The sequence below is a fragment of the Enterovibrio norvegicus genome (genome assembly GCF_002876705.1).
Classification (GTDB): Bacteria; Pseudomonadota; Gammaproteobacteria; order Enterobacterales; family Vibrionaceae; genus Enterovibrio; species Enterovibrio norvegicus_B.
Window position 1 is genome coordinate 523,221 of record NZ_MDAG01000057.1, and the last position, 13,027, is coordinate 536,247.

Here is a 13,027-nt window from a genome sequence, read left to right on the forward strand (position 1 = left end):
ATGTGCTTGGGCATAAACGAAACATCCCAGCGCGTGCTGGGATGTTTTGTGTTTAACGTTTACTTTTCTGCCATCGCGAGCTGGAACTCGGATGATTGTCCTCTGATCCACATCAAGCGCATGCCAAGCATGATGGCAGCAGAAGAGAGGCCGATAATGATGCCAATCCAGAAACCGTAAGCCCCCATGGGTTCAACAATCCAATCCGTCATGCCTAAGATGTATCCCATCGGAACACCAAGGATCCAATAGGCGACAAAGGTACGATTGAAGATGGCTTTCATGTCTTTATAGCCACGCAGTGCGCCTGCAGCAACAACCTGCACGGAGTCTGTGCATTGATAGAGAGCAGCCAGCAGCATGAGATTGGCAGCGATCGCGACCACTTCAGGGTTCTTGGTATAAAGATGAATGATAGGTTCGCGGAAAATGATCGTCAGCGTTGCAGTAAAGAGTGCTGCGAGCAAGCCAAGGATGATGCCGAGCTTTGCAGAACGTGCCGCACCTTCTGTTGATTTCTCACCAAGCAAGTGGCTTACACGAATACTCACTGCCGTACCTAAGCTCATTGGTAGCATGAACACCATGGACGAGAAGTTAATGGCGACTTGGTGTGCAGCAACAATTGTCGAGCCAAGTGGCGCGATGAGAAGTGCAACGACAGCAAACAAGGTCACTTCGAAGAACAGGGCTGCAGCCACTGGCAATCCCATTTTGAACAAACGCCAAAGCGCCGGCATGTTCGGTTTCTCGAAGTTTTGGAACGCGTTGATTCGACGAAGACGCTTGTTCACCATGATGTAAACCAGCATTGAGGCGAACATCAGCCAGTAAACAATGGCAGTTGCAACGCCACAGCCCACACCGCCCATGGCAGGCATGCCAAACTTACCGTAAACGAAGATCCAGTTTAATGGCACGTTTGCCGCGAGGCCGATAAAGCCGATCACCATTGCGGGCACGGTCATCGAGATGCCTTCAGCAAGGTTACGCAGTACTTGGAACAGTAAGAACGCTGGAACCGCCCAAATAACCGCATGCAGGTAGCCAACCGTTTTCTCTGCGAGTAGCGGGTCCACGTCCATGTAATGCACGATAGCGCCAGCATTATAAAGAACGAGTGATATAGGCAATGACAATGCAAGCGCCATGTATACGCCTTGCTGCACTTGGTATGGGATTTTATGTTGACGGCCAGAACCATTGAGCTGGGCGACAATTGGGATCATGGCAATCAAAATACCGATGCCAAAAAGGATGGATGGAAGCCATACACTGGATGCAACAGCAACCGCCGCCATGTCAGTGGCACTTACGCCACCGGCCATAACTGTGTCGACAAACCCCATTGAGGTTTGCGCTAGTTGCGCAATAAAAACAGGGATACCCAACTTAATGATGGATTTCGCTTCTAGGCGGTAGTTTTGCACCTATTACTCCGAAAATACGATAAAAGAGGCAGGAAAAAAGACAGCACATTATACGCTCGCGAACGAATGCGACAATCAAAGTCTCTGATAAACTAGTACATAAATGAATACGTGATTGATTCGATGAGAATACATCGACAAATAATTTCCGTCGCCAATGGTTATCGACAGGTTTATGTTTCATCTTTGTACATCGTTTACGCTATACCCGAGCTGCCTGAATGGGCACAATGACAATCTGTTTAACCCCGTGTGGCGAATATTGGGGTTGTTATTGCCTTCTGCCACGCGACGGATCCACTTCATGACATTTCAAAAGGACTCTCCATGTTTACCGGTATCGTTCAAGGCATTGGTCATATTGCTAAGATTGAAAAACAGAAAGACTTTCAAAGTCACGCCGTCGTGTTTCCTTCGGACATGCTCGAAGGGTTGGCTTTGGGGGCGTCTGTGGCGCACAACGGATGCTGTTTAACCGTCACTCGAATTGACCAGGATATTATTTGGTTTGATTTGATGCAGGCAACCTTGGCGTTAACGAACCTTGGCGAGCTTGTTGTGGGGGAGAAGATCAACCTAGAACGTGCAGCGAAGTTCGGCGATGAGATTGGTGGACATTCTATGTCTGGCCACATCATGACCATGGCACAGGTTGTTGATGTGATTGATACAGAAAACAACCGTCAGGTTTGGATCGAGGTTCCCGCGAGTGTCACCAAATATGTGTTTGATAAGGGTTACATCGGAATTGATGGCATCAGCCTGACCATTGGTGACGTGTGTGATAACCGTTTCTGCGTCAATTTGATCCCTGAAACGCTCAATCGCACCAACATGGGGTGGCGAAAGGTGGGTGACAAGGTGAATATTGAAGTCGACCCGCAAACGCAAGCGGTGGTGGATACGGTAGAACGTGTCATGGCTGCCAGAGGCTAGCGTTGTTATGCACGAGAGAAAAAGCCAGCATAGCGCTGGCTTTTTGTTTTTCTACGAATGTGAAACGTTGAGATTAAGGATTTAGAAAACCTGCTCGTCGTCTGCATCGACATATAAATTAACGGTTTTATGCTGCGAATCAATTTGGAAATTCAAATGAATAGCATTACAGCATGCCGGGCAATCATCATAAAAGTCTTGATCGCCGCCGCTCATATCCAAAGTAATACGAATGCTATGACCACAGTGCGGACAAGCGATCCCTCTTTCGGTGTAATTTTGCATGTTCCACTCCTTATCTGAACTGCGAGCCAGTAACATGACAGTGGAAAACTAGTCGTTGACTGAACTGGCCATGTGTCACCATCTTAAGAAATCAAGAATGTTTGCTCAGTGAAATAAGGTGAAACTTTGAAGAGCAACGAGTTTCTGTAAACTCAGATTCATTTACTGAATATTTGTGTTTCCAAGTATTTCTGTGAGCGGGTGTTTGCGTGTATTTATTGAAATGTTGCAGGAAGAATTGCGAGGCTGCTTCAGCAAGATTGGGGAAGGGAGCCTAAAACGTAAAAAACGCGGCTCCCTGAAAACGCTTACTTTATCAAATGGTCGATTGTTAATTCGTTTAACGACGTAAGTTTTACATCACTGATCACCCAGCGTTCTTGCCCTGCCACATGGGCCTCGGGAACAACAATCGCCTTCATCTGAGCAGACTTTACTGCCATCAAACCCGCAAATGAATCTTCAAATGCGACACAACGTTGAGGGTCTATACCCAAGCTTTCAGCTGCATTGAGGTAAACCTCAGGGTGGGGTTTGCCATATTTCAGATATTCAGCTGAATGACACTGCTCAAACCAAGAAGATAAATCCAACGCATCCAATGTTGCTTGAATCAAACGCATGGGTGATGAAGAGGCGAGTGCGATGCGCAAGTTAGCTTGTTTACACAGGTTCAATGCATGCATAACACCAGGCATCATGGGTTTGTGCTCAGAAACAAGCTCAATCACTTTCAACGTGATGCGTTCACAAACGTCATCACAACTTGGGCCTTCCCATCCACGGGTGTTGTAATAATGTCGCACGATTTGGTCAATACGAATGCCTGTCGTCGCAATGGTATCTTCGCGGGTAACATTAATACCAAGCTCACCAAAAATGGCGATTTGAGCATCTTGCCAGAAAGGTTCTGAATCGACCAATAGGCCGTCCATATCAAAAATTGCAGCTTGAATCATAACCAGGCTCTATTCCATTCAATAAAAATGCGCGCGCTAAACATGCTGTAAATCCATCCGGTTGATGAAGAGTGAGATGATCCTTCGCTAAAGCAGGATGCATTTACATTTGTTTAGATAAAAGAAAGGGCGCCGAGGCGCCCATTTTGACTTTATAGTGATTCACTGCCAATCGCTTTGTTACGTTAAATCCAGTTTGGTGATCAACGCCTCTGTTTCTTCGAGATAGTGCCCACCAAACAACAAACAGTGATTGAGCATATGGTAGAGATTGTAAATGTCTTTCCGTGATTCAAACTCTTCATCCAACGGCCACACTTCAGCGTAGCCTTCATAAAAGCGCTCAGGAAAGCCGGAGAATAGCTGGGTGGTTGCGATATCTACTTCTCTGTCTCCCCAGTAACACGCTGGGTCATAAACAATGGGGCCATTGATCGACATAGACGCATTGCCAGTCCATAAGTCGCCATGTAACAGAGACGGTTTTGGTTGGTGACCCGTTAACCGCTCCTTGATGGATTCAACAATGGTTTCAACATCGCCAAAAGACATGCCACGTTCTTCTGCGAGCTTCAATTGAAGGCCTATGCGGTGATCAGCAAAGAAGTTCGCCCACTTGCGGTGCCAGTTGTTGCGTTGTTCGGTGGTACCAACAAAGTTGTCGATATCAAAGCCGTATTCAAGTTGGTCACCCCACTGATGAAGGTGCGCCATTTCGCGCCCCAGTAGATAGGCACTTTCTTCATTGAGCGGCTTCATCGGAATGTAGTCCAACACCAACACTGCTTTTTCTTTTATTACACCAATGTAGATAACGTGGGGCACAGAGACGACACCGCTGTTGGCAAGGTGTCGTAGACTTTCTGCTTCCGCCTCATAGATGGCGAGGTTTTCACGTGAGTTTACCTTAACGAAGAAACGAATATTTCCGCTGCTAATGGCATAACATTCGTTGATGTCTCCACCATCGATAGGGGTTTTCTCATCAACCTCGAACTGCTGACCGAGCGTGAGAGAAAGCTGAACGGAAAGCGAGTGCCACATAGGATTACCTCTGCGTGTCGGCAAACAAAATGGTGTGATAACAAAATAGTAGCGCAATCTTGGGAGAGTAAAGTGCGACTAGACCACAAACCATGTGGCCTTCATCACTTTTGGTACAAAATATGATAAGCCTCCAGATTCCTGGGGCTTAATCATGTGCTACCTAACGTGTTTGAGACGTCATACTTGGTAAATGTCTGTCAGGTAGATACTTATTATGTGTCGCTTCTAAAAGGTAAGAATTCGCTTTTTCAATATCCGGTGAGAAATAGCGGTCTTTATCGTAAAAAGACACATGCCCTCGAAGCTCTGCTTTTATCTGTTCGAGCTTTGGCGATGTCTTATGCGGTGTTCTGAAATCAATGCCCTGACAAGCAGCAAGCAACTCCACCGCCAAGATCCCACGCGTATTTGCCGCCATCTCTGTTAACCGTCGACCTGCAAACGTCGCCATGGACACATGATCTTCTTGATTAGCCGACGTTGGCAGGCTGTCTACAGAGGCAGGGTGCGCCAAGGTTTTGTTTTCACTCGCCAACGCCGCGGCGGTGACTTGTGCAATCATAAAGCCGCTGTTTACACCGCCATTGTCCACCAAAAAGGGGGGCAGTTTGCTGAGTCCACTGTCGATGAGTAACGCCATTCTGCGTTCAGATAGACTGCCAATTTCTGCAATGGCTAATGCGAGGTTATCGGCGGCCATGGCGACGGGTTCAGCATGGAAATTACCGCCAGAGATAATGTCGTCATCATCGCTAAACACGAGTGGATTGTCGGACACTGCATTCGCTTCCACTTGTAACACGCTTGCGGCTTGGCGAATCTGCTCAAGACAGGCACCCATGACCTGAGGCTGGCAGCGCAGCGAGTAGGGGTCTTGCACCTTTTCACATTTCTGATGGCTATCGCCAATTTCACTCGATTCGCCCAGTAAATGACGATACGCAGCTGCTGCATCTATCTGTGTTTGATGACCACGTACTTGATGGATACGAGGGTCAAACGGACGCCTGCTTCCTAACGCTGCCTCGACAGACAAAGAGCCACAAGCGACGGCGGAGGCATAGAGATCTTCTGCATAGAACAACCCTTCCAACGCGAACGCGGTGGAGGCTTGCGTGCCGTTGAGCAATGCGAGGCCTTCTTTCGGTCCGAGGGTAATGGGATCAAGTCCCGCGATTTTTAGCGCCATGGCACCAGAGATAACTTCTCCTTTGTGGCGGGCTTGACCTTCGCCTAGCAGTACGGTGCTCATGTGCGCGAGAGGAGCAAGGTCACCCGATGCGCCCACTGAGCCTTTCTTTGGAATGCAAGGATAGACTTCAGCGTTAATGAGCTTGGCGATGGCTTCTACCACGGAAAAACGAATGCCTGAGAAACCGCGTGCAAGCCCGTTAACTTTCAACACCATCATCAGCCTGACGGTCTTGTCTTCCATAAACTCGCCAATGCCAGCAGCGTGGGATAACACAATGCTACGTTGTAACGTTTCCAGATCGTCTTTTTCAATGCGGGTGTTAGCGAGTAAGCCAAACCCTGTATTGATGCCATACACCACGCGGCCTTCGTCCAATACCTTCGCAACGGTGTCAATGCTCGGTTGCATGGTTTGCTCGACGTGGTCAGCAAACGTGAGGGCGACGCGTTCGCGGCTTATTTTTCGTAATTGGTTTAGGGTTAATTCGCCAGGTTGAAGGCAAAGTTCGACCATGTTTATTCTCACTTCTTCACCGGTACATTGGGAATATCAAGCAAAGGCAAATCCAATTGCTGTTCTTTGGCACAATTTATGGCGATGCCATAACCCGCATCGGCGTGTCGCATGACGCCAGTAGCGGGGTCGTTATGTAGCACTCGTCCCACACGACGCGCAGCGTCATCGCTTCCATCACAGACAATCACGACACCTGAATGTTGTGAGAACCCCATGCCGACACCGCCGCCATGATGAAGCGATACCCATGTCGCACCAGATGCGGTGTTAAGTAAGGCATTAAGCAAAGGCCAATCCGAAACGGCATCAGAACCGTCCATCATGCCTTCTGTTTCACGGTTTGGACTGGCGACAGAGCCCGAATCTAAATGATCTCGCCCAATCACTATGGGTGCTTTGAGTTCGCCGTTTTTCACCATTTCATTAAAGGCTAGACCCAAACGCGCGCGATCTTTAAGGCCGACCCAGCAAATGCGTGCGGGCAACCCTTGGAATTGAATGCGTTCGCGAGCCATGTCTAACCAATTGTGTAGGTGAGGGTTATCAGGAATAAGCTCTTTGACTTTTTGGTCGGTTTTATAGATGTCTTCCGGGTCACCAGACAGGGCCACCCAACGAAAAGGGCCAATGCCTTGGCAGAAAAGAGGGCGGATATAAGCGGGCACGAACCCGGGGAAATCAAAGGCATTTTTTACGCCCATTTCCAACGCCATTTGACGAATATTATTGCCATAATCAAGGGTGGCTGCACCGCGAGTTTGTAACGTCAACATGGCATTAACTTGCACCGCCATGGAGGTTTTGGCCGCTTTTACAACCGATGCTTCGCTTTCTTTTCTGCGGTCATTGGCGTCTTCAAGCGTCCATCCCTGCGGGAGGTAGCCATTGAGGGGGTCATGTGCGGACGTTTGATCAGTAACGACATCAGGTGTGATTCCTCGCGTGACCAGCTCTGCAAAGATATCGGCAGCATTCCCCAATAAACCAATTGAGACAGGCTTTCCTTCATCATTAGCGGTTTGGAGAATCGCCAATGCTTGGTCAATATCCGTGGCTTTTTTATCAACGTAACCTGTACGTAAGCGGTAATCGATTCGACTTTCATCGCATTCAACGGCAATCATGGAGAAACCCGCCATGGTCGCGGCGAGCGGTTGTGCGCCACCCATTCCACCAAGACCTCCCGTTAACACCCAGCGGTTCTTTGCTTCACCGTTAAAATGCTTCTTAGCGACAGCGACAAAGGTTTCATACGTGCCTTGAACGATGCCTTGTGAGCCTATGTATATCCAGCTGCCCGCTGTCATCTGCCCGTACATCATCAAGCCTTGTTTATCGAGCTCGTTAAAGTGCTCCCAGTTCGCCCAGTGCGGCACTAAGTTAGAGTTGGCTATCAATACGCGCGGGGCATCTTTGTGTGTAGGGAATACGCCAACGGGTTTGCCCGATTGCACCAATAAGGTTTCGTCTTCCTCTAGACGTTTAAGCACGTCTACAATCTTGTCAAAACACTGCCAGTTTCTCGCGGCACGGCCAATGCCCCCGTACACCACCAAAGCATGAGGGTGCTCAGCAACGTCTGGGTGCAGGTTGTTCATCAGCATGCGAAGTGGGGCCTCGGTAAGCCAAGACTTCGCATTCAATGTGGTGCCTGTTGGGGCGGCAAGTTCACGCGTTAAGTCCAATCTAGGATCGGTCATCACATCTTTCCTTATCTTGTGAGTCGCAATGTGCGGTGTTGATTTGATGAGAGTCGAATCGGGTGTTATCCGTCCGTTTCGCTTTTCGGGGAGACAAACCTCGTGTGATCGTCCATACCAATCTCGCGGCGAGGCGAGCGGTGTGGTTGTCTATGTCGTAATTCGGATTGAATTCCGCAATGTCAGCGAGCCTGATTTTTTGTTCGCCATTTGCATCTTTTGCTGACAGTACTTGCTTGATGAGGTGCTCAACGAGCGGGTAATCCACACCGTGTGTTGCCGGCGCGCTGACCCCTGGTGCGACGGACGCGGGAAAGACATCCATGTCGATAGTGAGGTATAGGTAATCACAGCTATCCATAAACTGTGCTAACGATTGCGCGACGTTGTTCAAGGTATGCGGCGCTATATCCGTTTCTTCGACCGTTAACACATTGAGTGTGTCGGCTTTGTTGAACAGGGCTTGTGTATTGCTGCTTCTGCTTACGCCAAGGCAGGCATAGAGGAAGGGCCATTGGCGAGTTTGGCACCACTCCGCGATTTGAGAGAAAGGCGTGCCAGAGCTTCCCGTTACAGCGTCACCTGATGGCGTTCTTAAATCATAATGCGCATCAAAGTTGATGATGCCAATCCGCGGTACGTGGTGCGGGTGGCGTGCTAAGCAATGTGCTGCCAACCCTTGAAAACTTGCCCACGCAATTTCGTGCCCACCACCCAGAACCAAAGGGAAATGATGGTGCTGAAGGGCGTGGGTCACCTTATTTGAGACCGCTTGTTGCGCTTCGACGAGGTTGCCATCGTCGCAGTCAACATCACCGCCATCATAAAACGGCAGAGCATGATGGAAGGGAAGGTTTGCAAGCGCCTGACGAATGATCAGGGGTGACGCCTTTGCCCCAACTCTTCCTTTGTTTCTGCGCACGCCTTCATCGGTACAGAATCCAAACAAGGCAATGCCTTTTTCGACATTGTCATTGAGTTTACTGACCACCTGATGAATACGGCGACCTGCATCGCCATCTTCTTTATCTATTCGGCCTTGCCATACGGACATGTCAATTGGCATGGGAGAGACCTCCTTCAATCACGTTTCCGTGAAGGATACGTGTCACCAAAGGCGATAACCCCAGCTGATAACTTAATGCGGCGGGAGAATCGACATCCCACACTGAAAAATCCGCATCAAAGCCTGCTGAAATTTGTCCTTTCTGATGTAAACCCAATGCCATCGCAGCGTGTTTTGTTACGCCATAGAGGTTCTCTTTTGGGGTAAGGCCGAACAAGGTTGATGCCATGTTCATCATCATGGTTAGGCTTGCAAACGGAGAAGTGCCGGGGTTGAAATCTGTAGAGACCGCCATGGGAACGCCATGTTTTCTTAGGAGGCTAACGGGTGGCGCTTGTGTTTCTCGTAGAAAATAAAATGCACCCGGTAAAAGGGTCGCGACGGTGCCATGTTTGGCGAGGGCCTTAACACCGTCTAGATCGATATATTCGATATGGTCAACAGACAAGGCGCCCATTCTGGCGGCCAGCTCGCTACCACCCATGTGGCAGAGCTGTTCAGTGTGACCTTTAATGTTCAGACCGTGCTGAAGGGCACACTCGAAAACGCGCTGCGTTTGTGACAGCGAGAAGGCAATGCTTTCGCAGAATATATCCACGGCATCAGCGAGTTTTTCACTGGCCACTGCGGGGATCATCTCATCACACACGTAGGCAATGTAATCGTCTGCGCGGTGTTTGAATTCTGGAGGAACGGCGTGAGCGCCCAAAAACGTTGTTTTGACATTGATGGGGAGCACTCGCTCTAACCCTTTGGCGGCACGCAGCATTTTGAGTTCGTCTTCTAGCGTTAGCCCATAACCACTCTTGATTTCTATTGTTGTTACGCCGTCACGCATTAAGGCCTTTGCTCGGGGGATTGCAAGTTCAATCAGGGTGCTTTGATCTGCGTGACGTGTTGCGTTCACCGTCGACAGTATACCGCCGCCTTGCTGGGCGATGGTTTGATAGGGCACGCCGTTCAAGCGTTGTTCAAATTCATTGGCGCGATTGCCAGCAAAGACAAGGTGGGTGTGGCAATCAATGAAACCAGGTGTCACCAAATGATGGTTGAGATCGATGACGTCATGATCTGAGATTTTCAGGTCAGTGCCAACAGCGTGGATGACGCCGTTTACGACCTCGATCATGCTATTTTCTTTGACCTGATAACCTGCACTGCCAGTGACGTCAGCGTGCATATCAACCAGTTTACAATTGATGAATATCCGTTTCATGGAACAACCTGATTTAAATGTCTATACAAATGTATAGACAAAAGAAAAGAGGTAATCAAGAGGGAGTCGGATCGCTATGTGATCCAGAGTGTAAATTAAACGGGCCAGTGTGAATGGTTTGTGGGGTTGCTCAATGTCTTACGCGTCGGTTGGACGCGCAGTGACATGAACCAAATGGAGGGTTATAAGCTGGTGCGTGCACTCAGTTTGTAGCGATTAGCGGGGTGGTAAAGTAACGCTGCGCTGATGAGTTGGTCGCCGCTCCATGTGCGTCGGTGTAAGAGAAGGCAAGGCTGCTCAAGCGGAATGTCTAATCGCTGCGCAATTATCTCATTGGGCATGATGGCTTCAACGGTGTGCTCAATGGCAGACAGTGGACAATTATCGACCAAGTATTGGTTGGGGGTCTTATCTGTAAAATCTTGCGCCAAATAGTCTGGGGCGTAGTTCGGGTTCACCCAACGCATTTCAAGTTGAAGAGGGGTGTTATCAGCGAAGTGAATGATTTCGCTTTTGTATACGTCTCCGCCCAGCATGATCCCAAGGCGCATTGCGACATCTTCTGGCGCTTTGATGGCTTTTAAGCTTAATACTTCACTATGGTGTAGTTGGCCGCGCTCTTTTATTTCATCAGCAATATTGCGTATGTCCATCAATGGTGATTCGGCTTTTCGTTGGCAAACAAAGGTTCCAAGCCGCGGTGTGCGTTCTAGCAGTCCTTCGTTCACCAAATCTCTTACGGCTTTGTTTACCGTCATTCTACTTACTGAAAATTGCTCACAAAGCTCGGCTTCTGTAGGGATGCGGCGTCCGACCGGCCAAGTTTTGCTTTCTATCTTATCGAGCAAGTAAGTTTTGATTTGCATAAAGCGCGGTGACTTTGTCATTGGCGTGCTCAAAATATTCGTATATACAAATGTTGTGACAAAGCATTATGAAAATCAAGGCTATCTACTATTAACCCATGAATTTGTGACGTTCTACCGCATTAGGGCACGCGAGAATTAGAACATTACGCAATGTTCGTCTCATTAGTGAATAGGCATAGCACTGACATAAAAAAGCTACGACATAAAACAGTAAGATGAGAGACGTATTTTATTCGCACACTTTCACTGTTCGTGCATTTCGCGTGGCGTTTACTGAATCCGGCATCTTCACGTTGTTTGGGTATAAACGTCGAATCAATTCAAGGAAGTAGCTTCATGAAATTATTCAATCTTGTAGGTGTGATGGCATTGATGACGTCTGGCACTGCCTTCGCAGAAAGTTCACCCGATAACGCGTCTGCCGCCGCGCATTCTGATGTTCATAAAGGCATTTCATTAGGGCCAAGACCTGCATTTTTAGTGAATGACATGGATGAAGGCCCGCTAAAAGAAAAACTAAAATCATGTATTGGTATGCCAATGGACGCGAACGATTTCTCTATTGGGCACAGAGGGGCATCTCTGATGTTTCCCGAACACACGCGAGAGTCTTACGTTGCCGCGGCGCAAATGGGCGCGGGCATTGTTGAGTGTGATGTGACATTTACCAAGGACAAAGTGCTCGTTTGTCGCCACTCTCAAAATGATTTACACACAACAACAGACATTCTCGCTCACCCTGATCTGGCTGCGAAATGCAGCATACCGTTTACGCCTGCAAATCCAAGTGAAGGAGAAAAGGCAAAGGTTGAGTGTCGAACATCAGATTTTACGCTTGAAGAGTTTAAACGGCTTAAAGGAAAGATGGATGGCGCAGATCCGATGGCAACCACAGCAGAAGCCTACATGAAAGGCACGCCTGGTTGGAGAACAGATTTGTATGCCAGTCGCGGCACCTTGATGACGCATGCTGAAAGCATCGAACTCATGAAATCGTTAGACGTTAAAATGACCCCAGAACTTAAAGTCGCAAAGGTCGCGATGCCGTTTGATGGATTTAGCCAGTCAGATTATGCACAGAAAATGATTGATGAATACAAAGCGGCAGGCGTAGACGCTGAAGATGTATTTCCACAATCATTTAGCATTGATGACGTTACCTACTGGATTGAGCATGAACCAAGATTTGGTGAGCAGGCTGTGCTGTTAGATGCGCGTATATATAAGCAGAAGAATTGGCAATCGTCCTTAGCGGGTATGAAGGCGTTATCAGAAAAGGGCGTGAATTACATTTCACCTCCTCAGTTTGCCTTGCTGAGTCTTAATGAGGAAGGGGACATCGTCGCATCTGATTATGCTCGACATGCAAAGCAAGCGGATATAAAGGTGGTCAGTTGGACACTTGAACGCTCAGGCTCTTTGAATAATGGCGGCGGGTGGTATTTTCAATCGGTTAAAGACGCAATCAATAATGATGGCGATGTGCTGACTGTTCTTGATGTGCTTGCGAAAGATGTAGGCGTAGTAGGGGTGTTTTCGGATTGGCCAGCAACAACGACCTTCTATGCAAACTGCATGAAGCTATAACCAGATTGGCAGTTTGCTGTTTGTAGTATAGATAAAAAGCAGGCCTCTCGGCGGGTGCCGATGAGGCCTGAACCTACAGCATTGCAATATCACCTTTTGTTACGCCACTTGTTGCTTACTGGTTCACTTTTCTATATTGATGCATTTTGAATGGGCGAGTGGTGAAATCAAACAGATGTGTGCGTAAGCAGTTTGAATAACAAAAAATGCCGCAGAATGAT

The 13,027-nt window shown here is 48.3% G+C and carries 11 protein-coding genes; 2 read left to right on the forward strand and 9 right to left on the reverse strand.

Annotated features, from left to right (window positions below; translation table 11 throughout):
- Positions 1 to 59 precede the first annotated feature (59 nt).
- The gene (locus tag BCT27_RS21700) at positions 60 to 1,430 is read right to left on the reverse strand and encodes an MATE family efflux transporter (RefSeq protein ID WP_102392252.1); all 1,371 of its coding nucleotides are present in this window, start codon (positions 1,428 to 1,430) and stop codon (positions 60 to 62) included.
- A gap of 327 nt (positions 1,431 to 1,757) precedes the next feature.
- On the opposite strand from BCT27_RS21700, the gene BCT27_RS21705 reads away from it, so the two are divergent.
- Complete coding sequence (locus tag BCT27_RS21705) at positions 1,758 to 2,366, forward strand: riboflavin synthase (RefSeq protein ID WP_017013700.1); 609 nt, start codon at positions 1,758 to 1,760, stop codon at positions 2,364 to 2,366.
- Positions 2,367 to 2,447: 81 nt separating this feature from the next.
- On the opposite strand, the gene BCT27_RS21710 is transcribed toward BCT27_RS21705, so the two are convergent.
- The 8 genes from BCT27_RS21710 to hutC all read right to left on the reverse strand — a co-directional run bounded on the left by BCT27_RS21710 (position 2,448) and on the right by hutC (position 11,237).
- The gene (locus BCT27_RS21710; protein ID WP_102396738.1) at positions 2,448 to 2,651 is read right to left on the reverse strand and encodes a CPXCG motif-containing cysteine-rich protein; all 204 of its coding nucleotides are present in this window, start codon (positions 2,649 to 2,651) and stop codon (positions 2,448 to 2,450) included.
- Between the two features lie 308 nt (positions 2,652 to 2,959).
- Positions 2,960 to 3,610: a hexitol phosphatase HxpB gene (hxpB, locus tag BCT27_RS21715; protein WP_102396739.1), complete on the reverse strand. Its 651-nt coding sequence runs from the start codon at positions 3,608 to 3,610 to the stop codon at positions 2,960 to 2,962.
- A gap of 180 nt (positions 3,611 to 3,790) precedes the next feature.
- Positions 3,791 to 4,654: a fructosamine kinase family protein gene (locus tag BCT27_RS21720; protein ID WP_102396740.1), complete on the reverse strand. Its 864-nt coding sequence runs from the start codon at positions 4,652 to 4,654 to the stop codon at positions 3,791 to 3,793.
- Positions 4,655 to 4,817: 163 nt separating this feature from the next.
- On the reverse strand, positions 4,818 to 6,365 hold the full coding sequence (hutH, locus tag BCT27_RS21725) for a histidine ammonia-lyase (RefSeq protein WP_102396741.1): 1,548 nt from the start codon (positions 6,363 to 6,365) through the stop codon (positions 4,818 to 4,820).
- Between the two features lie 8 nt (positions 6,366 to 6,373).
- Complete coding sequence (hutU, locus tag BCT27_RS21730; RefSeq protein WP_102396742.1) at positions 6,374 to 8,068, reverse strand: urocanate hydratase; 1,695 nt, start codon at positions 8,066 to 8,068, stop codon at positions 6,374 to 6,376.
- The gene (gene hutG / locus BCT27_RS21735) at positions 8,055 to 9,134 is read right to left on the reverse strand and encodes a formimidoylglutamase (protein WP_102396743.1); all 1,080 of its coding nucleotides are present in this window, start codon (positions 9,132 to 9,134) and stop codon (positions 8,055 to 8,057) included. The genes hutU and hutG overlap by 14 nt, the downstream gene beginning before the upstream one ends.
- Positions 9,124 to 10,350 (reverse strand): imidazolonepropionase, encoded by a 1,227-nt coding sequence (gene hutI / locus BCT27_RS21740; RefSeq protein ID WP_102396744.1) that lies wholly within the window; start codon positions 10,348 to 10,350, stop codon positions 9,124 to 9,126. Before hutI ends, hutG begins: the two co-directional genes overlap by 11 nt.
- Before the next feature lie 182 nt (positions 10,351 to 10,532).
- Positions 10,533 to 11,237, reverse strand: a complete 705-nt coding sequence (gene hutC, locus BCT27_RS21745; RefSeq protein WP_102396745.1) for a histidine utilization repressor — start codon at positions 11,235 to 11,237, stop codon at positions 10,533 to 10,535.
- 318 nt (positions 11,238 to 11,555) lie between these two features.
- On the opposite strand from hutC, the gene BCT27_RS21750 reads away from it, so the two are divergent.
- Positions 11,556 to 12,806: a glycerophosphodiester phosphodiesterase family protein gene (locus BCT27_RS21750; protein ID WP_102396746.1), complete on the forward strand. Its 1,251-nt coding sequence runs from the start codon at positions 11,556 to 11,558 to the stop codon at positions 12,804 to 12,806.
- Positions 12,807 to 13,027 lie beyond the last annotated feature (221 nt).

What these genes read in the sequence shown, in the direction of transcription:
- hutG (WP_102396743.1), bottom strand. Translation starts at nt 9,134, where the DNA reads ATGCCAATTGACATGTCCGTATGGCAAGGCCGAATAGATAAAGAAGAT.
- BCT27_RS21705 (WP_017013700.1), top strand. Translation starts at nt 1,758, where the DNA reads ATGTTTACCGGTATCGTTCAAGGCATTGGTCATATTGCTAAGATTGAA.
- BCT27_RS21720 (WP_102396740.1), bottom strand. Translation starts at nt 4,654, where the DNA reads ATGTGGCACTCGCTTTCCGTTCAGCTTTCTCTCACGCTCGGTCAGCAG.
- BCT27_RS21750 (WP_102396746.1), top strand. Translation starts at nt 11,556, where the DNA reads ATGAAATTATTCAATCTTGTAGGTGTGATGGCATTGATGACGTCTGGC.
- hutC (WP_102396745.1), bottom strand. Translation starts at nt 11,237, where the DNA reads ATGACAAAGTCACCGCGCTTTATGCAAATCAAAACTTACTTGCTCGAT.
- hutU (WP_102396742.1), bottom strand. Translation starts at nt 8,068, where the DNA reads ATGACCGATCCTAGATTGGACTTAACGCGTGAACTTGCCGCCCCAACA.
- hutI (WP_102396744.1), bottom strand. Translation starts at nt 10,350, where the DNA reads ATGAAACGGATATTCATCAATTGTAAACTGGTTGATATGCACGCTGAC.
- hutH (WP_102396741.1), bottom strand. Translation starts at nt 6,365, where the DNA reads ATGGTCGAACTTTGCCTTCAACCTGGCGAATTAACCCTAAACCAATTA.
- hxpB (WP_102396739.1), bottom strand. Translation starts at nt 3,610, where the DNA reads ATGATTCAAGCTGCAATTTTTGATATGGACGGCCTATTGGTCGATTCA.
- BCT27_RS21710 (WP_102396738.1), bottom strand. Translation starts at nt 2,651, where the DNA reads ATGCAAAATTACACCGAAAGAGGGATCGCTTGTCCGCACTGTGGTCAT.